We start from the raw sequence: 22,525 nt of genomic DNA on the forward strand, positions 1-22,525 counted from the left end.
GGGTAATGACATACGGCCACATCATGAGTTTCATGTATGACGTTGGCAGGGGCGTCGGCGAGTTTCTGCGCAAAGATGAGCCGTGCGACCCAGATACCCTCCCGCAAATTGTGCATGAGTACGCGCAGACGGCGTATTGGCTTGACATATTTCTGCTTCGCAAGCAGATCAAACACTACCTGGCCAGATATGCGGTTGATGGTGCTGTCGCCCATTATGATCCACCCTTCGATCAAGAACTGTGTTTCGTTGAAGAACGCTTTAACTGCCAATTGTTTGAGTTTTTAAATCAGGTCCTTGTTATTTTACAGGAAGAAATAGGGGGGAAGCATGATCGTCTTGCAGATAAATTGATAAGTCGTATTTATACCCGCTGCCTCCGGAAATGATGAGTGTCAGGGAAGTGACGAGTCAATTTTTGTGGGTGTTTGAGTTCGCGGAATAATGAGCTCATCGATTTCATGCGCGAGCTAGGCGATGGGATTCAAAGATAATCTGCCCGAGGCATTTTCAATGGCCCGCTCGGACGAGGAAAAGTCTGCGCGCTTAAAAGAGGGACGTTGGAAATACAGGTGATTATGCCGGGTTGGTGTATGAGTCGTTGGATGGCAACTGGCAGCAATCTTTAGGATGGGAGCGCTAGGACGCTGGTCACGAAATCGATTGGGATAAGTCGATGCGGTAAAGAACTCACTCTTCTTCTGAGCTGGACAGGATGGGCTAGACTTTGGAACTGCTGCCGGGATTCCTTGGAGGGTTTGAGCACATACGCCGTCGCAAACGCTGCACCACTCAAATGCAGTGCCTTATGAGTAATCCCTGTGGGAGCGAATTCATTCGCGATGATGTTTGGACAGACGACCGATAGGTGTCGACTGTACGGGCCTCTCGCGAATGAATTCGCTCCCACAGCTCGTTCGGCGTTCTCCCGATACTTCCGGCCAGTTCTTGATCCTGGCCGAAGGGCCGTAGCAAGCTTGCTCGCGATCTGGCGCGAAGCGGCAGCAAAGCCGGAGAACTTTCCTTATCGGGTCAGGTACATCTTCCATTTGTAGGACCTTTCCGAATTTCTCTTGCTGTCTTGTCCCTCTAAAACACCCACGCTAGTCTCCCGGCCGTCGTTGTGATCAGCGACCGGATTTGACGATCTGTTCCCCCGAAGCGCATCAGCGTTCATACCATGCGTTAAGCTCAGTGCTTGACGCCTGTGTCATGGCGGCTGTGCGTCGGAGGCCTTCGGGTCTGCCGGTGTCTTTGGGGCCGGTTCGTCAACCCTCGCACAGCTGCCACCCTTATGTTTGACGACTTCGGTGGCGGCTCTTCCCCAAAGGAGCTTTACCTATGCAGGCAGCGCATCTCGAACATCCTGAGCCCGAGCAGCTTTCCCAGTCCCGGGAGATCAGGCAATGACCGACTGCTTCGAACCCCAGCTCTTCATCCGCCACCACCGCCAGCTCCGCGCCCTCCAGCTCGATCACCAGGCCTGGTTCTGCCTCGCAGATACCGCCCGCCTCATGGGCAAAGCCCTCGATGAACGCTCCCTTCGTAAACTCGATCCCGATCAACATCGCACCGCCTGGCTCAGGAGCGATGGCCAGTGGAGCAAACAGTTTCTTATTAGCGAGTCGGCGCTGTTCGCGCTGCTGGTTCACCATTACGTCCCGGAAAACCGGGCTTTGCGGCGGTGGCTGACTCACGAGGTCTTGCCGACGCTGCGCATGAGTCATGGCGCATTTTGCACTTCTGCCTTATGGAGTGAGGGAAGTGATCACGCGTGGAAAGGCTGGCTGGCGAGTGTTTCAAAGCCTGTGCACGCAATGTGCCGCTTCATAAGGTCCAGATAGGGATGATGCAGCCGCAGTTTGAGCGTTCCTGCGCTGCGCGTTGTAACGCAGAGTCGATGAATTCCGCCCACAAAAAAACCGGCTCAAACATGGCCGGTTTTCGTTTTCCTTCAAGTCAAATAATCCCTTGAAGGTCTTGCTATTTGGTGCCCCGAGGGAGACTCGAACTCCCACTCCTTTCGAAAACGGATTTTGAATCCGCCGCGTCTACCAATTCCGCCATCAGGGCTTGTGGCGGCGCAGTATAGAGAGGTGCCTACCGTTGGTCAATCACGTTTCATGGTCAATTTTGTGGTTTTCCGCTAAACTTCCCGGCCCTGCTAGACGAACCCCATCATGCGTGTTGCCGACTTTACCTTCGATCTCCCAGATGCCCTGATCGCGCGCCATCCGTTGGCGGAGCGACGCAGCAGCCGTTTGCTGACCCTTGACGGGCCGAGCGGTGCGCTGGCTCATCGCCAATTCACTGATTTGCTGGAGCATTTGCGCCCTGGCGATCTCATGGTTTTCAACAATACCCGGGTCATTCCGGCGCGTCTGTTCGGGCAAAAAGCCTCGGGCGGCAAGCTGGAGATTCTGGTGGAGCGGGTGCTCGATCAGCATTCGGTGCTGGCGCATGTGCGTTCGAGTAAGTCGCCCAAGCCGGGCTCGTCGATTCTGATCGATGGCGGGGGCGAGGCCGTGATGGTCGCGCGTCACGATGCGTTGTTCGAGCTGCGCTTTGCCGAGCCGGTGTTGCCGCTGCTTGAGCGCGTCGGGCACATGCCGTTGCCTCCTTATATAGACCGCCCGGATGACGACGCCGACCGCGAGCGTTATCAAACCGTGTACGCCCAGCGTGCCGGTGCGGTGGCGGCGCCGACGGCGGGGCTGCATTTCGATGAGCCGATGATGCAGGCGATTGCCGAGAAGGGCGTCGAGACGGCGTTCGTCACGCTGCACGTGGGGGCAGGGACGTTCCAGCCGGTGCGCGTCGAGCGCATCGAGGATCACCACATGCACAACGAGTGGCTTGAAGTCACTCAAGAGGTGGTCGATGCCGTGGCCGCGTGCCGTGCGCGGGGCGGTCGGGTGATCGCGGTCGGGACCACCAGCGTGCGTTCGCTGGAAAGCGCCGCCCGTGACGGCGTCCTCAAACCATTCAGCGGCGACACCGATATCTTCATTTATCCAGGCCGGCCGTTTCATGTGGTCGATGCCCTGGTTACCAACTTTCATTTGCCTGAATCCACGCTGTTGATGCTGGTTTCGGCATTCGCCGGTTACCCGGAAACCATGGCCGCCTATCAGGCTGCGGTGGATAACGGATACCGCTTTTTCAGTTACGGGGATGCCATGTTCATCACCCGCAATCCGGCGCCGACTGCACCTCTGGGATCAGATGCGGCCCCCGAGGATCAAGCATGAGTCGCACCTGTCGTATGTCGTTCGAGCTGTTGGCCACTGATGGCAAGGCTCGCCGTGGTCGTCTGACCTTCCCCCGTGGCACGGTCGAAACCCCGGCCTTCATGCCGGTGGGCACCTATGGCACGGTCAAGGGCATGCTGCCTCGGGATATCGAAGCCATTGGCGCAGAGATCATTCTGGGCAACACCTTCCACCTGTGGCTGCGCCCTGGTACCGAGGTGATCAAGGCCCACGGCGACCTGCATGATTTCATGCAGTGGAAAGGCCCGATTCTGACAGACTCCGGCGGTTTCCAGGTGTTCAGCCTGGGCGCCATGCGCAAGATCAAGGAGGAGGGCGTGACCTTCGCCTCGCCTGTGGACGGCGCCAAGGTATTCATGGGGCCGGAAGAATCGATGCAGGTGCAGCGCGATCTGGGCTCGGACATCGTGATGATCTTCGACGAATGCACCCCGTACCCGGCCAGCGAAGACGTGGCGCGCACCTCCATGGAACTGTCGCTGCGCTGGGCCAAGCGTTCCAAGGTTGCTCATGGCGAGAACACCGCGGCGCTGTTCGGTATCGTCCAGGGCGGCATGCATGAAAACCTGCGCATGCGCTCGCTGGAAGGCCTGAACGAGCTCGATTTCGACGGCCTGGCCATCGGCGGCCTGTCGGTGGGCGAGCCCAAGCACGAAATGATCAAGGTGCTCAATTACCTGCCGGGTCGCATGCCCGCTGACAAACCTCGTTACCTTATGGGGGTAGGCAAGCCGGAAGACCTCGTTGAAGGTGTGCGCCGCGGAGTCGACATGTTCGACTGCGTCATGCCTACGCGCAACGCTCGCAACGGTCATCTGTTCATCGACACCGGTGTGCTGAAGATTCGTAACGCGTTTCATCGCCACGATGATTCGCCGCTGGATCCGACGTGTGATTGCTACACCTGCAAGAACTTCTCCCGCGCTTATCTGCATCATTTGGACAAGTGCGGCGAAATGCTGGGGAGCATGCTCAATACGATCCATAATTTGCGGCATTACCAGCTGCTTATGGCTGGTTTGCGCGAGGCTATTCAACAAGGTACATTGGCCGCCTTTGTCGACACGTTCTATGCCAAACGCGGGCTTCCCGTGCCGCCGCTGGACTGAATGACAGCCGGTCTTACCGCTTCTTATTATTAAAATTATGCAACTGGAGTGTTAAATGAGCTTTTTCATTTCCAACGCCATGGCCGACGCGGCCGCCCCTGCTGCTGCAGGCCCCGCGGGCTCTGGCTTTGAGTGGATCTTCCTGGTCGGCTTTCTGGTCATCTTCTATCTGATGATCTGGCGCCCACAGGCCAAACGTGCCAAAGAGCAGAAGAACTTGCTGGGCAACTTGCAGAAGGGCGACGAAGTCGTTACTTCCGGCGGTATTGCCGGCAAGATCAATAAAGTGACCGACGACTTCGTCGTGATCGAAGTGTCCGACACCGTAGAACTGAAAATCCAGAAGGGCGCGATCGCTGCCACCCTGCCTAAAGGCACTCTGAAAGCCATCTGATTCCAGTTTTTTACCAATCGACGGGGCGCGCAAGGCGCCCCGCGTTCTAAGCAGGCGGCGTGATGTTGAACAAATACCCTCTGTGGAAATACATCCTGATCCTGGCAGTGCTGGCGATCGGCTTTATTTATTCCGCACCCAATCTCTACCCTGACGACCCGGCCATTCAGGTCAGCGGTACCAGCACGGCGCTGCAGGTCAATCAGGCGGATCTGGATCGCGTAAGCAAAGCGCTTACCGATGCCGGCATCGCGGTCAAGGGCGCGTCTCTGGCCGAGAATGGCAAGGGCGGTTTGTTGCGTCTGACCAAACAGGAAGACCAGCTGCCAGCCAAGGATGTCGCGCGCAAGGCGCTGGGCGACGACTATGTCGTGGCGTTGAACCTCGCACAGACTACGCCGAAGTGGCTGCGCAACCTGGGTGCAAGCCCGATGAAACTGGGTCTGGACCTGTCCGGTGGTGTGCACTTCCTGCTGGAAGTCGACATGGACAAGGCCCTGAGTGCACGTCTGAATGTCTACGAAGGCGAAGTGAAGAGCCTGCTGCGCAAGGAAAAACTGCGTTATCGCAGCCTGCCGCAGGATGGCAACGCCATTCAGCTGGGCTTCAGTGACACCGACTCGCGCGAACAGGCCCGTGCCCTGATCCGCAAGGACTACACCGATTTCGATATCACCACCAGCGACCGTGGTGAGATGCCGATCCTGCGTCTGGCCATGACTCAGGCCAAGATCGCCGAGATCCGCGAATATTCGATCAAGCAGAACCTGACCACGGTGCGTAACCGGGTCAACGAACTGGGCGTGGCCGAGCCACTGGTTCAGCGCCAGGGTGCCAACCGCATCGTGGTCGAGTTGCCAGGCGTGCAGGACACCGCAGAAGCCAAGCGTATTCTCGGCAAGACCGCCAACCTTGAGTTCCGTCTGGGTGCAGGCCCGGATGACACCAAGGCCACCACTGAGATGTTCGAGTTCCGTGAAGGCGGTCGCCCTGCTGCAGCCGTCGAGCGTGGCCTGATCATCACCGGTGACCAGGTGACCGACGCCAAGGCCGGCTTTGACGAGCACGGCCGTCCTCAGGTGAACATCAAACTGGATGGTCATGGTGGCGATCTGATGAGCCGCGCTACCCGCGCCAACGTCGGTCGCAGCATGGCGGTGATCTTCATCGAACAGCGCCCTGTTACCACTTACGTGAAGCAGACGGTCGACGGCGTCGAGAAAGACGTGCCGGTGCAGACCTTCAAGGAAGACAAGAAGATCATCAGCCTGGCGACCATTCAGTCGCCACTGGGCAGTCAGTTCCGCATCACCGGCCTCAATGGCCAGGGTGAATCGTCCGAACTCGCGCTGCTGCTGCGTGCAGGTGGCCTGGCAGCACCGATGTACTTCGCCGAAGAACGTACCATTGGCCCGAGCCTGGGTGCCGACAACATCACCAAAGGTGTTGATGCATCCCTGTGGGGCATGCTGTTCGTCTCGATCTTCATCATTGCCATCTACCGCTTCTTCGGTCTGATCGCAACGGTCGCGCTGGCCTTCAACATGGTCATGCTGCTGGCCCTGATGTCGATTCTGGGCGCCACCCTGACCCTGCCGGGTATTGCCGGTATCGTCTTGACCATGGGTATGGCGGTGGACGCCAACGTGCTGATCTTCTCGCGGATTCGTGAGGAGCTGGCCAATGGCATGAGCGTGCAGCGTGCGATCAACGAAGGTTTCGACCGCGCCTACACCGCGATTCTCGACGCCAACCTGACCTCGTTGCTGGTCGGTGGCATCCTCTACGCCATGGGCACCGGCCCGGTCAAAGGCTTTGCCGTGACCATGTCGCTCGGTATCTTTACCTCGATGTTCACAGCCATCATGGTGACCCGCGCAATGGTCAACCTGATTTATGGCGGCCGTGACTTCAAGAAGCTGTGGATTTAAGGGGCTGCCATGAAACGTACGATCAACTTCATGGGCGTTCGCAACGTTGCGTTCGCCCTCACGATGCTCCTTACCGTTCTGGCGCTGTTCAGCTGGTTCCATAAAGGGCTGAACTTCGGTCTGGACTTCACCGGCGGTACGCTGATCGAGCTGACTTACGAGCGTCCTGCCGATCTTGGCAAGGTGCGCGAGGAGCTGGCTTCTTCGGGCTATCGCGAGGCTATCGTGCAGAGCTTCGGTGCTACCACCGACCTGCTCGTGCGCATGCCGGGTGAAGACCCGCAGCTCGGTGCCCAAGTGGCAGAGGCGTTGCGCAAGACCGGTGCAGACAACCCTGTAACCGTCAAGCGCGTCGAGTTCGTCGGCCCGCAGGTCGGTGAAGAGCTGCGCGACCAGGGCGGCATCGGCATGTTGCTGGCCCTGGGCGGCGTTCTGATCTACCTGGCTTTCCGCTTCCAGTGGAAGTTTGCCGTTGGTGCGATCGTTTCGCTGATCCACGACGTGGTAGTGACGATGGGTATCCTGTCGTTCTTCCAGGTGACGTTCGATCTGACCGTACTGGCTGCGGTACTGGCGATCATCGGTTACTCGCTCAACGACACCATCGTGGTATTCGACCGGGTGCGTGAGAACTTCCGTCTGCTGCGCAAGGCATCGCTGATCGAGAACATCAACATCTCGACCACCCAGACGCTGCTGCGCACCATGGCGACCTCGATCTCCACACTGCTGGCGATCGGCGCGCTGTGGATCTTCGGCGGTGACAGCCTGCACGGTTTCTCCGTGGCGCTGTTCATCGGTGTTCTGGCCGGTACCTACTCATCGATCTACATCGCGAACGTGGTGCTGATCTGGCTGAACCTGCGTACCGAAGATCTGCTGCCACCGGTGACGGCCGAGAAGGTTGACGATCGCCCATAACGATCAGGCCTGACCGGTCATCATGGAAAAAGGCGCGAGTATGAACTCGCGCCTTTTTTTATGCTCCAAGGCTGGGAGTAGTGCGAGCGATCGCGCTGAATATGGTCAGGAGGTTCACGTGAACAAGTCGTTGCTCGTTGGTGCGGTATTGGGTGCTGTCGGTGTGACTGCCGGTGGTGCTTTGGCCACCTACAGCCTCGTAAAAAACAACGGTCCGGAGTACGCCGACGTACTCGCCGTCGAGCCTGTCAAAGAACAGATCAAAACCCCACGTCAGGTGTGCAAGGACGTTGCAGTGACCCACCGCGCGCCGGTCAAGGACCAGCACCAGATCGTCGGTACCGTCGTTGGTGCCTTGGCAGGTGGCCTGCTCGGTAACCAGGTCGGCGGCGGTAACGGCAAGAAAATCGCGACGGTCGCCGGTGCGGTCGGCGGTGGTTATGCCGGTAACAAGGTTCAGGAAGGCATGCAGAACCGCGATACCTACAGCACCACGGAGACCCGCTGCAACACTGTTAACGACATCAGCGATAAGGTCGTAGGCTACAACGTGAAATACAAGCTCAACGACAAGGTCGGCCAGGTGCGCATGGACCGTGATCCAGGCAGCCAGATTCCGGTCAACAAGGATGGTCAGCTGGAGTTGAGTCAGGCAGGGCAATAAGCCTCTCGATTCATACAACGTTCATAAAGACACCCCTCATGCAGGGGTGTTTTTTTTGTCTGTCTTACGTTCATATGCACAAAGTCTTGACTGGGTAGTAACTATATATTTTTAATTGGTATTCCCGCCGCGTAAGCTTTTTCCAGTGGTCCGGGAGCGTTTACGCCTCTGCGACTCACCGAATAAATCCAATAAAAAACGTCATGCCATGCGGGAATAAAAATGCACAAAAGCCCTGTAACTTTCGGCCTCACGTCGGCGGCTGCCCTCGGACTGAGCCTGACCTTTCCCGGCTTTGCCGAAGCCGATTTCCTCGAAGACAGCAAAGCTGATCTTGAACTGCGCAATTTCTACTTCAACAGTGATTACCGCCAGGACGGCGCGAGCCAGTCCAAGCGCGATGAATGGGCCCAAGGCCTGATCCTCAATTACGAATCCGGATTCACCGACGGCACGGTCGGCTTTGGTGTCGATGCCATTGGCCTGTTCGGCCTGAAGCTGGACTCAGGGCCGGAACGGCGCAACACAGGCCTGCTTCCGGTCGGTGATGAAAAGGCCCCGGATGACTACGGCCGTGCAGGCGTGACAGCCAAGGCGCGGATTTCCAAGAGCGTGCTGCGCGTCGGTACGCTGTTACCGAAACTGCCCACGGTTCTGCCCAACGACGGACGCCTGTTGCCGCAGACCTTCCGGGGTGCGCAGGTGACGTCGAAAGACATCACCGACATGACCCTCAACGTCGGGCGGCTGACCAGCAATACCGAGCGCAACGACAGCGGACACGAAGACATCGAAGCTGAGGCCAAGGGCATCAAGGGCGGGCGTCCCAGCGACAAGTTCGACTTTGCCAGCGCCAGTTACAACTGGACCAAGGGGCTGACCACGTCCTACAACTACGGTGGCCTTGAGAACAACTACAAGCAGCACATCGTCACACTGCTGCACAGTTTTCCACTGGGTGAGTCGCAGTCGATCAAGAGCGATCTGCGTTACGCGCGCTCGCTCAAGGACGGCAACACCAACGTCGACAACACTGCCCTTGGCGCGCGCTTCACTTACAACATCAGTGGTCACGGCTTCGGTGTTGCCTATCAGAAGATGAGCGGCGAAACGGGCTTCCCGCACCTCGCGGGCACCGACTCCTTCCTCGTCAACTACGTCATGATTTCGCCGGACTTCGCTAACCCTGAGGAGCGCTCCTGGCAAGCCCGCTACGACTATGACTTCGCGACCGTCGGATTGCCGGGCCTGACCTTCATGACTCGTTATCTGCAGGGCGACAACTTCGCCCGGGGCAACAAAGAAGGCACTGAGTGGGAGCGCAACACCGACATCGCCTACGTGTTCCAGAGCGGCGCGCTTAAGAACCTCGAACTGAAATGGCGCAACGGCACCTATCGCAGCAACGGCGGCAACAACATCGACCAGAACCGCGTGATCGTCAGTTACACGCTGCCACTGCTTTGACTCTGTTCAGCAACATCCCGACAACGCTCATTCCCGGCCATTGCCGTAACGGAGCCTGAAATGCCCACAAGAAAAACCCTGATTCACCTTGCCGTCGCCTTTGCGTTGTTCAACAGCTACGGCGCCTATGCGGCCAATACCGCCGAGCTGCCCTGCGCGACCACCGAGCAGTGCGCCTCCCAGGCTGCGAAAATCGGCGCGACGGTCGACAAATCCAAGACCCGGGACAGCAAGGGCGAGAGCCAGTTTTCCTGGCTGAACCGCATCAATAAGGCCTCGATTGTCATGCTGACTGAAGAGGGCATCGTCAAACCCGAGATGGGCCAGAAGATCGCCACCGGCGTGCGTTACGCCATCGATCAAGCCGACCAGCCCAACGGCAAACGCCCCAGCGACGTGCTGCAGCTGGAGCAGATCATGACCGACAAGATCGGCCCCGAAGCGTCGCTGATTCACTCCGGTCGCAGCCGTCAGGACATGCTCGCCACCTATCGTCTCGCCAAGCTGCGCTCCGACGTGCTGGCCTACAGCGAAGCTTTGAATGCTACGCGCAAGCGTCTGCTGGATCTGGCGGACAAGAACGTCGATACGCTGATCCCGGCCTACACCAACGGCGTGCAGGCGATGCCAATCACCTACGCGCATTATTTACTGGCTTTCGAAGCGGCATTTGACCGCGACGGCCAGCGTATTCGTGAGCTGTATCAGCGCCTGAATCAGAGCCCGATGGGCACCGCCGTTCTGGCCAATTCGGCCTACCCGCTGAATCGGGAGCGCATGGCCGAGCTGTTGGGGTTCGATGGTGTGCGTGAGAACTCTCTGGACTCCAGCCAGGTGTCGACCTATGACATTCCGATCGAGGCGGCAAACGTCGCGTCGTCCTCGGCCATTCGCATCGGTGCGCTGATCGGCGATATCCACACCCAGTACCATCAGATTCGTCCGTGGTTACTCCTGGATGAGGAAAAGACCTACACCAGCAGTGCGATGCCGCAGAAGCGCAATCCCGGTTTGTTGATGCGTGCGCGGGAAACCGCGTCGGATGTCGTAGGCCTGGCGCAGACCGTGACCTTGCGCGCCCACAACGTCACCACCGGCATGACCGATTACAAGTTCGCCTTCGATTCGTTGGGCGTGTTCGATTCGACCAAGGACATGTTCGGCGCGATGGATGCCGTGCTCGACGCGTTGCAGGTCAATCCGCAGCGTGCCCGGGAAGAGTTGGAGAATGAGTGGACCACCTCCATGGAGCTGGCCGATACCCTGGAGCGCACACAGAAAGTGCCGTTCCGCATTGGTCACAGCTTTGCGTCGCTGATCGTCGAGCAAGCCCGCGATCAGGGCCTGACGCCGAAGACGTTCCCCTATGCCGACGCGCAAAAGCTCTACACCAAGGCGGCTGACAAATATCAGTGGAAGCAGAACACTCTGCCGCTGGACGAGGCGACATTCCGCGCTTCGCTGTCGCCGGAGAACATGGTCAAGACTCGCAAGGGCACCGGCGGCCCGCAACCGGAAGAGGTCAAGCGCATGCTGGCTGAAGCGCACAAGACGCTGGATGCGGATCAGGCCTGGTTGCGTGAGCGTCGTGACAAGCTGACCCAGGCCGAAGGCAAGCTGGATCAGGCATTCGAGAAGTTGTTGTCCTCAAAAAACTGAGGCCTGTAGATCGAAAACCCTGTGGGAGCGAATTCATTCGCGATTCGGTAGTTCATGCGACGCAGATGTGTCGCCCGTGCCGCCGTCTCGCAAATGAATTCGCTCCCACAGGTGCGATGCATTCTGCCATCGCGCGATCGCCAGGCACGCGACGCAATTGCCCAGCACATTGGTGAGTACGCGGCACTTCATCAGGCGTTCCACCCCCAGCAGCAACCCCACGCCCTCCAGCGGCACGATGTGCAGCAGATTGAGCGTGGCGATCAAGGTAAAGAAAGCCGAGCCCGCCATGCTGGTCGAGCCCAGCGAGGTCACCAGCGTAATCAGCAGCAGCGTCAGCAGGTCCGAAAATGTCAGTTCGATGCCCGACATTTGCGCCAGAAACAGCACCGCCGTCATCAAGTAAATATTCGAGCCGCTGAGGTTGAAGGTGTAGCCGGTGGTCAGGACCAGGCGGGTCAATCGCCTATCGCATCCCAGAGTCTGCATTTTCTCGATCAGGCCGGGCAGGGCGGCAACGGACGAGCCCGTGAAGGTGACCAGCAGCAGTTCGTCCTTGACGTGTTTCACCAAACCCCACAGTGATACGCCGCACACCTGCGACACGGGAATGAGCACCAGCAGGACGAACAGCGCGCTGGCCAGGTACATCACCGCCACAAACTTGAGCAATGGCAACGCTGAAGCGGGGCCGAACTTGCCGAACGTGAAAGCGATGGCGCCAAAGGCCGCCAGCGGGGCGAAACGCAGGATCAACCTCAAGCTCTTGAACAATAACTCGACCAGCTTTTCCAGCAGCGTATGCACTCGGTCCGCCCGCCGATGACCTCTGGTGCGCATCATCACAAGACCTGTCATCAGGCCCGCGAGCATGACCTGAAGAATAGGGTTCTGGGTGAGTGCACGGAGAATAATCGAGCCTACAGCGGCCCACGAAAACCCTGACGTTGAGGGCTGAACATGCGTAAGGCTGGTTGGGACATCGGAGAGGCTTAACGCGGCCCCGGCACCGGGATGCGTGAGTTCGGCGACCACAAGGCCAAGGGATAGCGACACCAGCGCCATCGTCTGAAAATAGACCCACACCTTGCCCGCCAAACCTCGCTGCCTGACTTCAAGGCCCGCGACGCCGGAGGCGATCAGCAGGAACATCATGAAGGGCATCAGCCAGCCGATGACGCGGATGAACCCGTCACTCAGTGGCTTCATGTCTATCGCCAGCCGTGGATCGAACACGCCCAGCAGCGCGCCGCAGACAATGGCGACAAGCAATTGCAAGGTGGTGCTGCTGAAAAGCCTGTTAGGCATCGGCATTCCGGATTGTGCGTATTTATTGTTATGGGCGTGCCTTGTCAGCGTCAGGCGGATTGGGCACGCTTGCCGGCCAATGTCGCAGCGACCGGGCGGCAATCATAAAACCTCGCTGCGGGATAGACCACCATGGAGCTTCGTCATCTGCGCTATTTCGTCATGGTGGCCGAAGAGCGGCATTTCACCCGCGCTGCTGCACGCCTGAACATGCAGCAGCCGCCGCTGAGCCAGCAGATTCGCGCGCTGGAGGATGAACTGGGCTTCGAGCTGTTCAAGCGTCATTCCAAGGGCGTGGATCTCACAGCAGGCGGGCATGTTTTCCTGCAAGAGGCGCAGGACATTCTGGCGCGGGTCAAGGAAGGTTCGCTCAAGGCGTCCCGGGCGGCCCATGGCATCGAGGGGCAATTGTGCGTGGGGTTCACCAGTTCGGCAGCGGCTCATCCGCTGATCCCTCGCATCATCCGCGCGTACCGAGAGCGTTTCCCTGGGGTGGCAGTAACCTTAAAGGAGGGCAGCGCGCAGCAATTGACCGAGGCAGCCATCGACAGCGGTGTCGACGTCGGGATTCTTAGGGCTCCCGTAGGGCGGCATCAGAGCATCGAGTTTCATCGCTTGCTCAATGAGCAAATGCTGTTGACCCTGCCTGTGGGTCATCGACTTTTGGCAGGGCATGAGCCGGGGAGCGAAGGGCCGGCGATTTCACTGAGCGATCTGGCGGACGAGCAGTTCATTCTGGTCCGCCGTCCGGGCGCGCCTGGGATGTACGCCAATCTGATCAAGGCCTGCCAGCGCGCGGGCTTCAATCCGAAGATCGCGTTCGAAGTCGAACGCATGCTCACCAACGTCAGTCTGGTGGCGGCCGGGGCGGGGATTTCCATCGTGCCGGCGTCGATGCGCGATGTGCACAAGGAGAGCGTCGTCTACTGCCCGATCGCCAACGCGCGCCCTCGACTGCATGCGCCGATCACGCTGGTCTGTCGCAGTTTCAACCAGCTGCCGCCACTGCAGAATTTCATCGATTTGTCGCGAGAGTTGAGCGGGAGACGTTTTGCACCGCGCTAACGACTCGGACCGTTCAGCTGTGGGAGCGAATTTATTCGCGATTGGCCAGTACATCCCCTGCACCTCTGTTGGATGTACCACCGCATCGCGAATGAATTCGCTCCCGCAGGTCCATAGGTGGCCTTTGGGGAAGGGGATTTTACAGGCATAAAAAAACCGGCACTCGGCCGGTTTTTGTAATGTCGACGCTTAGCGCTTCAATGACGTCGGTACGAACGGAGCGATCGACTTCAGCACTTCTTTGAAGCACTTGGTGTTGCCGGCAACGATGTGGCCTTTTTCAAGGAAGTCATGACCACCGTTGAAATCGCTGACCAGACCACCTGCTTCCTGAATCAGCAGGGCGCCCGCAGCCATGTCCCACTCGGACAGGCCCGATTCCCAGAACGCGTCGAAACGGCCAGCAGCGACGTAGGCCAGGTCCAGGCTCGCAGCGCCAGCGCGGCGGATGCCAGCAGTCTGGCCGACCAGCGAGCGGAACATGTTCAGGTAGTTTTCCAGGTTATCCAGCTGGTTCTCGCGGAACGGGAAGCCGGTGCCCAGCAGAGCGCCTTCCAAGCTCTTGCGTGGGCTGACGCGCAGACGACGACCGTTCAGCTGAGCGCCGCGGCCACGAGTGGCGGTGAATTCTTCCTGGCGAACCGGGTCCAGAACAACGGCGTGTTCCAGACGACCACGGTATTTGCAGGCGATGCTGACGGCGAAGTGCGGAACGCCGCGAACGAAGTTGGTGGTGCCGTCCAGCGGGTCGATGACCCACAGGTAGTCGGCGCCTTCGCCGGTGCCTTCTTTAAGACCGGTTTCTTCGCCGAGGATGCCGTGGGTCGGGTAGGCTTTGAGCAGAGCATCGATGATGGTCTTCTCGGCTGCGCGATCGATTTCGGTGACGTAGTCTTTCGCGTCTTTTTCGTCGACCTTGATGGTATCCAGGCGCTCGATGGAGCGGAAAATCAATTCGCTGGCGCTGCGGGCGGCGCGCAGCGCGATATTCAGCATGGGCTGCATGGATGTATCACCTAGGTCGTTAAAGAGAGCCGGGCATTCTATGGGTTCTTCTCGACGATTTCCAGCGCGAGTGCAGTGCTTTGCGTGCGTCCGGTCGTCTCATCCTGAGTGCACAGGCGGCGCTTGACGGTGTATGTAGAGGCTTTATAGGGGCTGTGTAGCAGCGCTTCATAGCCTTGAGCCTGGCGCTTCTGTAAGATTCGACCCCCTTTTCACCTCATTAGCGAGACTTCACCTGTGCTGCAAAACATTCGTGTGGTTCTGGTCGGTACCAGTCATCCGGGCAATATCGGTGGCGCGGCCCGTGCCATGAAAAACATGGGGCTTTCGCGGCTGGTGCTGGTCGATCCCGCGCATTTCCCCCATCACGAGGCTGACGCCCGCGCCTCGGGCGCCAACGACATCCTGGAAAGTGCCCAGGTCGTGGCCACCCTCGAAGACGCGCTGGTGGGTTGCACGCTCGTCATGGGCACCAGCGCCCGTGACCGCAAGATCCCCTGGCCGCTGCTCGATCCGCGGGAGGCCGGCACCCTGACCATCGAACACGCGGGGCGGGGTGAGGAGATCGCTCTGGTGTTCGGCCGCGAGTACGCAGGGCTGACCAACGAAGAATTGCAGCGCTGCCATTACCACGTGCACATCCCGTCCAACCCCGATTTCAGCTCCTTGAACCTCGCCGCCGCGGTGCAGGTGCTCAGCTACGAGACGCGCATGGCGTGGCTGGCGGTTGAAGGACAGCCGAGCAAGGTCGAGAAGTACGAGGTGAATTCGGAGCGCAGCAACGAGCTGGCGACAATGGATGAGATGGAGAAATTCTATGAGCATCTGCAAGCCACTCTGGTGAACATTGGCTTCCTCGATCCGCAGAAGCCGCGTCATTTGATGGCCCGGCTGCGTCGGCTCTATGGGCGCTCCGCTGTCAACCGTTCTGAAATGAGCATTTTGCGTGGCATCCTCACCGAGACCCAGAAAGCGGCCAACGGTGAGCCCTACAAGCGGAAGGATCAGTGATGTTCGAGCGTCTTCGAGAAGATATTCAAAGCGTGTTTCACCGTGACCCAGCAGCCCGAAACGCATTCGAAGTGCTGACCTGCTACCCCGGCATGCACGCGATCTGGCTGCATCGTCTGTCGGGTTGGTTGTGGAGCAAGGACCTGAAATGGCCGGCGCGCATGGTCTCCAACTTCGGTCGCTGGTTGACGGGTATCGAAATCCATCCCGGCGCCAAGGTGGGTCGACGCTTTTTTATTGACCACGGCATGGGCATCGTCATTGGCGAGACCGCCGAGATCGGTGACGACGTGACGCTGTATCAGGGCGTGACTCTGGGCGGCACCAGCTGGAACAAAGGCAAGCGCCACCCAACGCTGGAATCCGGTGTGGTGGTGGGGGCGGGCGCCAAGGTGCTCGGCCCGTTCACGGTCGGTGCCGGCGCCAAGGTCGGCTCCAATGCGGTCGTGACAAAGCCGGTTCCGGCGGGCGCGACGGTGGTGGGGATTCCCGGTCGCATCATCGTCAAGGCCGACGAGAGCGACGCCGAAGCCAAGCGCAAGGCGATGGCCGAGAAAATCGGCTTCGATGCCTACGGCGTTGGTGAAGACATGCCCGACCCGGTCGCCCGCGCGATCGGCCAGCTGCTCGACCATCTGCAAGCGGTCGATGTGCGCATGGAGGACATGGGGCAGGCCCTGAAAAGCCTCGGCTGCGAATACCGCGAAAAGGAGCTTCCGGAGCTGCGCCAGGAAGTCTTCGATTGCATCAAGGAGCGCAACGAGACCAAGGTCGGTCAAGGTATTTGACGCAAATGGCGCTGATCGGGTCGTTCGAACGTGCCATTTGACTTGTATTTTTGCTATTATGCCGCCCGCGCTTTGCGGGTAAACCCGACTGTTTCACTAGGTCTTATAGTTGACTTAAATACTCGGGAATAGCATACTCGCCCTCATTCCGAACCTCCGCGGTACACGTCATGCGACTGACTACAAAGGGCCGATACGCCGTCACTGCCATGCTCGATCTGGCATTGCACGCGCAGCATGGGCCAGTGTCTCTGGCCGATATCTCCGAGCGGCAAGGGATTTCCCTTTCCTACCTCGAGCAGCTATTCGCCAAGCTGCGCCGCAGTAACCTGGTGTCCAGTGTGCGTGGTCCCGGTGGCGGCTATCAGCTGTCGCGCAACATGCAGGGGATTCAGGTGGCGCAGGTGATCGATGCAGTCAACGAATCGGTCGACGCGACACGCTGCCAGGGGCTCGGTGATTGCCATGCTGGCGACACGTGCCTGACTCACCATTTGTGGTGCGACCTCAGCCAGCAGATCCACGAATTTCTAAGCGGTATCAGCCTGGCCGACCTCGTCACTCGCCGTGAAGTGCAGGAAGTCGCCCAACGTCAGGACCTGCGTCGTTGCAATAACAAGACACAGATTCTGGACAAGATTGAAACATCCGCCGTTGAGTGAACGCAGATGAACGCGCGGCGCGCCTGCCCGATAGGAGATATTCAATGAGATTGCCGATTTACCTCGATTATTCCGCGACGACCCCGGTCGACCCGCGTGTTGCGCAGAAAATGAGCGATTGCCTGCTGGTTGATGGCAACTTCGGTAACCCGGCCTCGCGCTCCCACGTCTTCGGCTGGAAAGCGGAAGAAGCGGTCGAGAACGCCCGTCGTCAGGTGGCCGATCTGGTCAATGCCGACCCGCGTGAAATCGTCTGGACCTCCGGTGCTACCGAGTCCGACAACCTGGCCATCAAAGGCGCGGCGCATTTCTACGCCACCAAAGGCAAGCACCTGATCACCAGCAAGATCGAACACAAGGCAGTCCTCGACACCATGCGCCAACTGGAGCGCGAAGGTTTCGAAGTCACCTATCTGGAGCCGACCACCGATGGTCTGATCACTCCAGCCATGATCGAAGCTGTGCTGCGTGACGACACCATTCTGGTTTCGATCATGCACGTCAACAACGAAATCGGCACCGTCAACGACATCGCTGCCATTGGCGAACTGACCCGTTCGCGCGGCGTGCTGTTCCATGTCGACGCCGCTCAGTCCACCGGCAAGGTCGACATCGACCTGTCGAAGCTGAAAGTCGACATGATGTCCTTCTCCGCCCACAAGACCTACGGTCCGAAAGGCATCGGCGCGCTGTACGTCAGCCGCAAGCCACGCGTGCGCATCGAAGCCACCATGCACGGCGGCGGTCACGAGCGCGGCATGCGTTCCGGCACCCTGGCGACCCACCAGATCGTCGGCATGGGCGAAGCTTTCCGTATCGCCAAGGAAGACATGGCCGCTGAAAACGTGCGCATCAAGGCACTCAGCGATCGTTTCTTCAAACAGGTCGAGCACCTGGAAGAGCTGTACGTCAACGGCAGCCTGACCGCCCGCGTTCCGCACAACCTGAATCTGAGCTTCAACTACGTCGAAGGCGAGTCGCTGATCATGGCGCTCAAGGACCTCGCGGTTTCGTCCGGTTCGGCATGCACCTCGGCATCGCTTGAGCCGTCGTATGTACTGCGTGCCCTGGGCCGCAACGACGAGCTGGCACACAGTTCGATCCGTTTCACCTTCGGCCGCTTCACCACCGAAGAAGAAATCGACTGGGCCGCGCAGAAAGTCTGTGAAGCCGTGACCAAGCTGCGCGCTCTGTCGCCGCTGTGGGACATGTTCAAGGACGGCGTCGATATCTCGAAAATCGAGTGGGCTGCACACTAATTTCAAGTCGCCACTACCTGTGCATTTCAAAACGTAGCGAGCGAAGGGAAGACAAGGCGAAAACAGGCGAGAAACGGCCGGGGTCGCGTCCGACTTTAGGGACACAGCTCACCATTTCGAGGCTGTTTTCAACGCAGTATTACCGAGCGCAGTAGTTTTGAAGTGTCGCCAGAGCGACAAACCGATGAGGATATGAACCATGGCTTACAGCGAAAAGGTCATTGACCACTACGAGAACCCGCGCAACGTCGGCAAGATGAACGCGGAAGACCCTGATGTCGGCACCGGTATGGTCGGTGCTCCGGCATGCGGCGACGTCATGCGCCTGCAGATCAAGGTTAACGAGCAAGGCATCATCGAAGACGCCAAGTTCAAGACCTACGGCTGTGGCTCTGCCATCGCTTCCAGTTCCCTGGCCACTGAGTGGATGAAGGGCAAGACGCTGGACGAAGCAGAAACCATCAAGAATACCCAGCTGGCCGAAGAACTGGCGTTGCCGCCGGTGAAAATCCACTGCTCCGTGCTCGCCGAAGACGCCATCAAGGCTGCCGTTCACGACTACAAGCAGAAGAAAGGCCTGCTCTGAGCAGTCTTCATCCCGCTTGCAAGTAAGGAGTCACGATGGCTATCAGCATGACCGAAGCGGCCGCCAACCACGTGCGTCGTTCCCTCGAAGGGCGCGGCAAGGGTGATGGTATTCGCCTGGGTGTTCGCACCACGGGTTGTTCCGGCCTGGCTTACGTACTCGAGTTCGTCGACGAGCCAGAGAGCGAAGATACGGTGTTCGAGCACCATGGCGTCAAGGTGATCATCGATCCCAAGAGCCTGGTCTACCTCGACGGCACCGAGCTTGATTTCGTCAAGGAAGGGTTGAACGAAGGCTTCAAGTTCAACAACCCCAACTCGCGCGGTGAATGTGGCTGCGGCGAAAGCTTCAACGTCTGAGGCTTATCGTGGGTACTCCTTGTCATTTCGCTCTGTTCGACCTGCAGCCGGGTTTCCGTCTGGATCTCGACCTCTTGGCCACGCGTTATCGCGAGCTTGCCCGCAGCGTGCACCCCGACCGTTTCGCTGACGCCTCCGAGCGTGAGCAGCGTGTTGCGCTGGAGCGCTCGGCAAGCTTGAACGATGCCTATCAGACGCTGAAAAACGCGCCCAAGCGTGCGCGTTATCTGCTGGCGCTCAGGGGTGAAGTCCCCCTTGAGGTCACGGTGCATGATCCCGACTTCCTGATGCAGCAGATGCAATGGCGCGAGGAACTCGAGGACCTGCAGGATGAAGCGGATCTGGATGGCGTCGCGGCGTTCAAGCGTCGGCTCAAGGCGGCTCAGGAAGAACTGAACGAAAGCTTCGCGGCCTGTTGGGATGATGCTGAGCAGCGTGAACAGGCCGAGCGCCTGATGCGCCGCATGCAGTTCCTCGACAAGCTCTCCTACGAAGTGCGCCAGCTGGAAGAGCGCCTCGACGATTAACCCCGCGCCGCCCCTGGGCGGCGCGCCAGTGATATCAGAACAGCAATGGCTCTACTGCAGATCGCCGAACCCGGCCAAAGTCCAAAACCTCATCAGCGTCGTCTGGCCGTCGGGATCGATCTCGGCACCACCAACTCGTTGGTCGCAGCCCTGCGCAGCGGTATCAGCGAGCCACTGCCCGATGCCAATGGCCAGGTCATTCTGCCGTCGGCCGTGCGTTATCACGCCGATCGCGTCGAAGTCGGCCAGTGCGCCAAGGACGCTGCCGCAACCGACCCACTGAACACCATCATTTCGGTCAAGCGCCTCATGGGGCGCGGCATCTCCGACGTGAAGCATCTGGGTGAGCAACTGCCTTATCGCTTCATTGGCGGCCAGTCGCACATGCCGTTTATCGAAACCGTTCAGGGTGCGAAAAGCCCGGTTGAAGTCTCCGCCGACATCCTCAAGGTCCTGCGTCAGCGCGCTGAAGCGACTCTGGGTGGTGATCTGGTGGGTGCGGTTATCACAGTGCCTGCGTATTTCGACGATGCTCAGCGTCAAGCCACCAAGGACGCCGCCAAGCTCGCAGGCCTGACTGTGCTGCGCTTGCTTAACGAACCGACTGCGGCGGCAGTGGCCTATGGTCTGGACCAGAACGCTGAGGGCGTCGTGGCCATTTACGACTTGGGCGGCGGCACATTCGATATCTCGATTCTGCGTCTGACCGGCGGTGTCTTCGAAGTCATGGCCACTGGCGGCGACAGCGCGTTGGGTGGTGACGATTTCGACCACGCCATCGCCAGTTGGATCATCACCGAGGCCGGTCTTTCGGACGATCTCGATCCATCGGCCCAGCGCAGCCTGATGCAGACCGCCTGCGCCGCCAAGGAAGCGCTTACCGACATCGATTCGGTGGACGTGGTGCATGGCGCCTGGAAAGGTATTTTGACCCGCGCTGCTTTCGACGCGCTGATCGAACCGATGATTGCCCGCAGCCTCAAGGCCTGCCGTCGCGCTGTGCGTGATAGCGGCATTGAGCTGGAAGAAGTGGAAGCGGTGGTCATGGTGGGCGGCTCGACCCGCGTGCCGCGTGTGCGTGAGGCCGTTGCCGAGCTGTTCGGCCGTCAGCCCTTGACTGAAATCGACCCGGATCAAGTGGTTGCCATTGGCGCTGCGATTCAGGCCGACACCCTGGCGGGTAACAAGCGTGACGGTGGCGAGCTGTTGCTGCTGGACGTGATCCCGCTGTCCCTGGGTCTTGAGACCATGGGCGGGTTGATGGAAAAAGTGATTCCGCGCAACACCACGATTCCTGTGGCCCGCGCGCAGGAATTCACCACGTATAAAGATGGCCAGTCGGCGATGATGATTCACGTGTTGCAAGGCGAGCGTGAATTGATCAGCGACTGCCGCTCTCTGGCGCGTTTCGACCTGCGCGGCATTCCCGCGATGGTTGCAGGCGCTGCGAAGATTCGTGTGACGTTCCAGGTCGATGCCGATGGTCTGCTGAGCGTTTCGGCTCGCGAGCTGGCGTCTGGCGTCGAATCGAGCATTCAGGTCAAGCCTTCCTATGGCCTGACCGACGGCGAAGTCGCGCGCATGCTCAAGGATTCGTTCCAGTACGCCGGTGACGACAAGGTTGCCCGCGTACTGCGTGAGCAGCAGGTCGACGCCCAGCGTCTGATCGAAGCCGTTGAAGGTGCGTTGCAGGCCGATGGCGAGCGTTTGCTCGACGCCGAAGAGCGCATGGTCATCGACATGCAGCTCGACGAACTCCGTGAATTGATCAAGGGCACCGACGGTGCGGCCATCGAGCAGCAGACCAAACGTCTGTCGCAGGTGACCGACGCGTTCGCCGCCCGTCGTCTGGACTCGACGGTGAAAGCCGCTCTGGCAGGACGCAACCTGAATGAGATTGAGGAATAACTGATGCCGCAGGTGATTTTTCTGCCCCACAAGGAATTCTGCCCGGACGGGTTGGTGGTCGAGGCCGAGCCCGGCATATCGATCCTCGAGCTGGCCCACGAGCACCACATTGAGATGGAAAGCGCCTGCGGCGGCGTCTGCGCCTGCACCACCTGTCACTGCATCATTCGCGAGGGTTTCAACTCGCTGGAGGAGGCCGACGAGCTGGAAGAGGACTACCTTGATCGTGCGTGGGGTCTGGAATCGACTTCGCGCCTGGCCTGCCAGGCCAAGGTCGGCACCGAAGACCTGACCGTCGAGATTCCGAAATATTCGCTTAACCATGCAGCCGAAGCGCCGCACTGACTGAGGGATTGTCATGAGCTACGGTTGGAATGACGTACAACGCATTGCCGAAGAACTGGCCGAGGCCCATCCGGGGCTCGATCCGTACTCGGTAGGGTTCGTCAAACTGCAGCAGATGATCCGGCAGTTGCCCGATTTCGACGACACGTCCGGTCGGGTCGGCGAAAAGGTGCTGGAAGCGGTCCAGACCCTTTGGGCCGCTGAAATAGACTGATCATCTCTGCACGTTAGGCAATACACCAGAACCCGCGTATAATTCGCGGGTTTAATTTTTCGCAATAATCA

23 protein-coding genes and 1 tRNA gene are annotated in these 22,525 nt (G+C 59.2%); 21 read left to right on the forward strand and 3 right to left on the reverse strand.

Features of this window, described 5'->3' with window-relative positions; translation table 11 throughout:
• Positions 1-5: 5 nt before the first annotated feature.
• Entirely contained in the window at positions 6-389 is a 384-nt protein-coding gene (locus AC07V9_RS09860; RefSeq protein ID WP_495015534.1) for a hypothetical protein, read from the forward strand.
• Between the two features lie 1,017 nt (positions 390-1,406).
• Positions 1,407-1,844, forward strand: coding sequence for a BRO-N domain-containing protein (locus AC07V9_RS09865; RefSeq protein ID WP_495015535.1), 438 nt, complete (start codon positions 1,407-1,409; stop codon positions 1,842-1,844).
• A gap of 144 nt (positions 1,845-1,988) precedes the next feature.
• Here the strand turns inward: AC07V9_RS09865 and AC07V9_RS09870 are convergent.
• Positions 1,989-2,073: transfer RNA gene (locus AC07V9_RS09870), tRNA-Leu, on the reverse strand.
• 107 nt (positions 2,074-2,180) lie between these two features.
• Between AC07V9_RS09870 and queA the strand changes: the two genes are divergently transcribed.
• The 8 genes from queA (at position 2,181) to AC07V9_RS09910 (ending at position 11,417) form a co-directional block, all read left to right on the forward strand.
• The gene (gene queA, locus AC07V9_RS09875) at positions 2,181-3,251 is read left to right on the forward strand and encodes a tRNA preQ1(34) S-adenosylmethionine ribosyltransferase-isomerase QueA (RefSeq protein ID WP_495015536.1); all 1,071 of its coding nucleotides are present in this window, start codon (positions 2,181-2,183) and stop codon (positions 3,249-3,251) included.
• Positions 3,252-3,265: 14 nt separating this feature from the next.
• Complete coding sequence (gene tgt / locus AC07V9_RS09880; RefSeq protein WP_495015790.1) at positions 3,266-4,381, forward strand: tRNA guanosine(34) transglycosylase Tgt; 1,116 nt, start codon at positions 3,266-3,268, stop codon at positions 4,379-4,381.
• A gap of 55 nt (positions 4,382-4,436) precedes the next feature.
• Complete coding sequence (gene yajC / locus AC07V9_RS09885; RefSeq protein WP_062383548.1) at positions 4,437-4,775, forward strand: preprotein translocase subunit YajC; 339 nt, start codon at positions 4,437-4,439, stop codon at positions 4,773-4,775.
• Positions 4,776-4,837: 62 nt separating this feature from the next.
• Positions 4,838-6,706 carry a protein translocase subunit SecD gene (secD, locus tag AC07V9_RS09890; RefSeq protein WP_495015537.1) on the forward strand — a complete coding sequence of 623 codons (1,869 nt, stop codon included), beginning with the start codon at positions 4,838-4,840 and terminating at the stop codon, positions 6,704-6,706.
• A gap of 9 nt (positions 6,707-6,715) precedes the next feature.
• Complete coding sequence (secF, locus tag AC07V9_RS09895; protein WP_495015538.1) at positions 6,716-7,627, forward strand: protein translocase subunit SecF; 912 nt, start codon at positions 6,716-6,718, stop codon at positions 7,625-7,627.
• 118 nt (positions 7,628-7,745) lie between these two features.
• Complete coding sequence (locus AC07V9_RS09900; protein WP_495015539.1) at positions 7,746-8,291, forward strand: glycine zipper 2TM domain-containing protein; 546 nt, start codon at positions 7,746-7,748, stop codon at positions 8,289-8,291.
• 222 nt (positions 8,292-8,513) lie between these two features.
• Complete coding sequence (locus AC07V9_RS09905; RefSeq protein ID WP_495015540.1) at positions 8,514-9,758, forward strand: OprD family porin; 1,245 nt, start codon at positions 8,514-8,516, stop codon at positions 9,756-9,758.
• 60 nt (positions 9,759-9,818) lie between these two features.
• Entirely contained in the window at positions 9,819-11,417 is a 1,599-nt protein-coding gene (locus tag AC07V9_RS09910; protein ID WP_495015541.1) for an argininosuccinate lyase, read from the forward strand.
• A gap of 33 nt (positions 11,418-11,450) precedes the next feature.
• On the opposite strand, the gene AC07V9_RS09915 is transcribed toward AC07V9_RS09910, so the two are convergent.
• A complete protein-coding gene (locus AC07V9_RS09915; RefSeq protein ID WP_495015542.1) occupies positions 11,451-12,725 on the reverse strand; it encodes a cation:dicarboxylate symporter family transporter in 1,275 nt (424 codons plus the stop codon).
• A 132-nt stretch (positions 12,726-12,857) separates the two neighbouring features.
• Here AC07V9_RS09915 and AC07V9_RS09920 point away from each other — a divergent pair, with 132 nt between their 5' ends.
• Positions 12,858-13,790 (forward strand): LysR family transcriptional regulator, encoded by a 933-nt coding sequence (locus tag AC07V9_RS09920; RefSeq protein ID WP_495015543.1) that lies wholly within the window; start codon positions 12,858-12,860, stop codon positions 13,788-13,790.
• 189 nt (positions 13,791-13,979) lie between these two features.
• Here AC07V9_RS09920 and suhB read toward each other — a convergent pair whose 3' ends face one another.
• On the reverse strand, positions 13,980-14,795 hold the full coding sequence (gene suhB / locus AC07V9_RS09925; protein WP_495015544.1) for a type III secretion system regulator SuhB: 816 nt from the start codon (positions 14,793-14,795) through the stop codon (positions 13,980-13,982).
• 237 nt (positions 14,796-15,032) lie between these two features.
• On the opposite strand from suhB, the gene trmJ reads away from it, so the two are divergent.
• The 10 genes from trmJ (at position 15,033) to iscX (ending at position 22,454) form a co-directional block, all read left to right on the forward strand.
• Positions 15,033-15,806 carry a tRNA (cytosine(32)/uridine(32)-2'-O)-methyltransferase TrmJ gene (trmJ, locus tag AC07V9_RS09930; RefSeq protein ID WP_495015545.1) on the forward strand — a complete coding sequence of 258 codons (774 nt, stop codon included), beginning with the start codon at positions 15,033-15,035 and terminating at the stop codon, positions 15,804-15,806.
• A complete protein-coding gene (gene cysE, locus AC07V9_RS09935; RefSeq protein WP_495015546.1) occupies positions 15,806-16,594 on the forward strand; it encodes a serine O-acetyltransferase in 789 nt (262 codons plus the stop codon). The genes trmJ and cysE overlap by 1 nt, the downstream gene beginning before the upstream one ends.
• A 170-nt stretch (positions 16,595-16,764) precedes the next feature.
• Positions 16,765-17,256 (forward strand): Fe-S cluster assembly transcriptional regulator IscR, encoded by a 492-nt coding sequence (gene iscR, locus AC07V9_RS09940; protein WP_495015547.1) that lies wholly within the window; start codon positions 16,765-16,767, stop codon positions 17,254-17,256.
• Between the two features lie 44 nt (positions 17,257-17,300).
• Entirely contained in the window at positions 17,301-18,515 is a 1,215-nt protein-coding gene (locus tag AC07V9_RS09945) for an IscS subfamily cysteine desulfurase (protein WP_495015548.1), read from the forward strand.
• Between the two features lie 199 nt (positions 18,516-18,714).
• Positions 18,715-19,101: a Fe-S cluster assembly scaffold IscU gene (gene iscU / locus AC07V9_RS09950; protein ID WP_093463004.1), complete on the forward strand. Its 387-nt coding sequence runs from the start codon at positions 18,715-18,717 to the stop codon at positions 19,099-19,101.
• Positions 19,102-19,136: 35 nt separating this feature from the next.
• A complete protein-coding gene (iscA, locus tag AC07V9_RS09955) occupies positions 19,137-19,460 on the forward strand; it encodes an iron-sulfur cluster assembly protein IscA (protein ID WP_062383505.1) in 324 nt (107 codons plus the stop codon).
• 8 nt (positions 19,461-19,468) lie between these two features.
• Entirely contained in the window at positions 19,469-19,987 is a 519-nt protein-coding gene (gene hscB, locus AC07V9_RS09960; protein WP_495015549.1) for a co-chaperone HscB, read from the forward strand.
• A 45-nt stretch (positions 19,988-20,032) separates the two neighbouring features.
• Positions 20,033-21,895, forward strand: coding sequence for a Fe-S protein assembly chaperone HscA (gene hscA / locus AC07V9_RS09965; RefSeq protein WP_495015550.1), 1,863 nt, complete (start codon positions 20,033-20,035; stop codon positions 21,893-21,895).
• A 3-nt stretch (positions 21,896-21,898) separates the two neighbouring features.
• Positions 21,899-22,240 carry an ISC system 2Fe-2S type ferredoxin gene (gene fdx / locus AC07V9_RS09970; RefSeq protein ID WP_495015551.1) on the forward strand — a complete coding sequence of 114 codons (342 nt, stop codon included), beginning with the start codon at positions 21,899-21,901 and terminating at the stop codon, positions 22,238-22,240.
• 13 nt (positions 22,241-22,253) lie between these two features.
• Positions 22,254-22,454, forward strand: coding sequence for a Fe-S cluster assembly protein IscX (gene iscX, locus AC07V9_RS09975; protein WP_495015552.1), 201 nt, complete (start codon positions 22,254-22,256; stop codon positions 22,452-22,454).
• The last annotated feature ends 71 nt before the right edge of the window (positions 22,455-22,525 follow it).

The sequence above is a fragment of the Pseudomonas sp. GW821-FHT02A11 genome (assembly GCF_059421985.1).

Bases quoted from the DNA above. Each gene is read 5' to 3' on its own strand.
- AC07V9_RS09860 (WP_495015534.1), top strand. From the start codon at position 6: ATGACATACGGCCACATCATGAGTTTCATGTATGACGTTGGCAGGGGC.
- AC07V9_RS09865 (WP_495015535.1), top strand. From the start codon at position 1,407: ATGACCGACTGCTTCGAACCCCAGCTCTTCATCCGCCACCACCGCCAG.
- queA (WP_495015536.1), top strand. From the start codon at position 2,181: ATGCGTGTTGCCGACTTTACCTTCGATCTCCCAGATGCCCTGATCGCG.
- tgt (WP_495015790.1), top strand. From the start codon at position 3,266: ATGTCGTTCGAGCTGTTGGCCACTGATGGCAAGGCTCGCCGTGGTCGT.
- yajC (WP_062383548.1), top strand. From the start codon at position 4,437: ATGAGCTTTTTCATTTCCAACGCCATGGCCGACGCGGCCGCCCCTGCT.
- secD (WP_495015537.1), top strand. From the start codon at position 4,838: ATGTTGAACAAATACCCTCTGTGGAAATACATCCTGATCCTGGCAGTG.
- secF (WP_495015538.1), top strand. From the start codon at position 6,716: ATGAAACGTACGATCAACTTCATGGGCGTTCGCAACGTTGCGTTCGCC.
- AC07V9_RS09905 (WP_495015540.1), top strand. From the start codon at position 8,514: ATGCACAAAAGCCCTGTAACTTTCGGCCTCACGTCGGCGGCTGCCCTC.
- AC07V9_RS09910 (WP_495015541.1), top strand. From the start codon at position 9,819: ATGCCCACAAGAAAAACCCTGATTCACCTTGCCGTCGCCTTTGCGTTG.
- AC07V9_RS09915 (WP_495015542.1), bottom strand. From the start codon at position 12,725: ATGCCTAACAGGCTTTTCAGCAGCACCACCTTGCAATTGCTTGTCGCC.
- AC07V9_RS09920 (WP_495015543.1), top strand. From the start codon at position 12,858: ATGGAGCTTCGTCATCTGCGCTATTTCGTCATGGTGGCCGAAGAGCGG.
- suhB (WP_495015544.1), bottom strand. From the start codon at position 14,795: ATGCAGCCCATGCTGAATATCGCGCTGCGCGCCGCCCGCAGCGCCAGC.
- cysE (WP_495015546.1), top strand. From the start codon at position 15,806: ATGTTCGAGCGTCTTCGAGAAGATATTCAAAGCGTGTTTCACCGTGAC.
- iscR (WP_495015547.1), top strand. From the start codon at position 16,765: ATGCGACTGACTACAAAGGGCCGATACGCCGTCACTGCCATGCTCGAT.
- AC07V9_RS09945 (WP_495015548.1), top strand. From the start codon at position 17,301: ATGAGATTGCCGATTTACCTCGATTATTCCGCGACGACCCCGGTCGAC.
- iscU (WP_093463004.1), top strand. From the start codon at position 18,715: ATGGCTTACAGCGAAAAGGTCATTGACCACTACGAGAACCCGCGCAAC.
- iscA (WP_062383505.1), top strand. From the start codon at position 19,137: ATGGCTATCAGCATGACCGAAGCGGCCGCCAACCACGTGCGTCGTTCC.
- hscA (WP_495015550.1), top strand. From the start codon at position 20,033: ATGGCTCTACTGCAGATCGCCGAACCCGGCCAAAGTCCAAAACCTCAT.
- fdx (WP_495015551.1), top strand. From the start codon at position 21,899: ATGCCGCAGGTGATTTTTCTGCCCCACAAGGAATTCTGCCCGGACGGG.
- iscX (WP_495015552.1), top strand. From the start codon at position 22,254: ATGAGCTACGGTTGGAATGACGTACAACGCATTGCCGAAGAACTGGCC.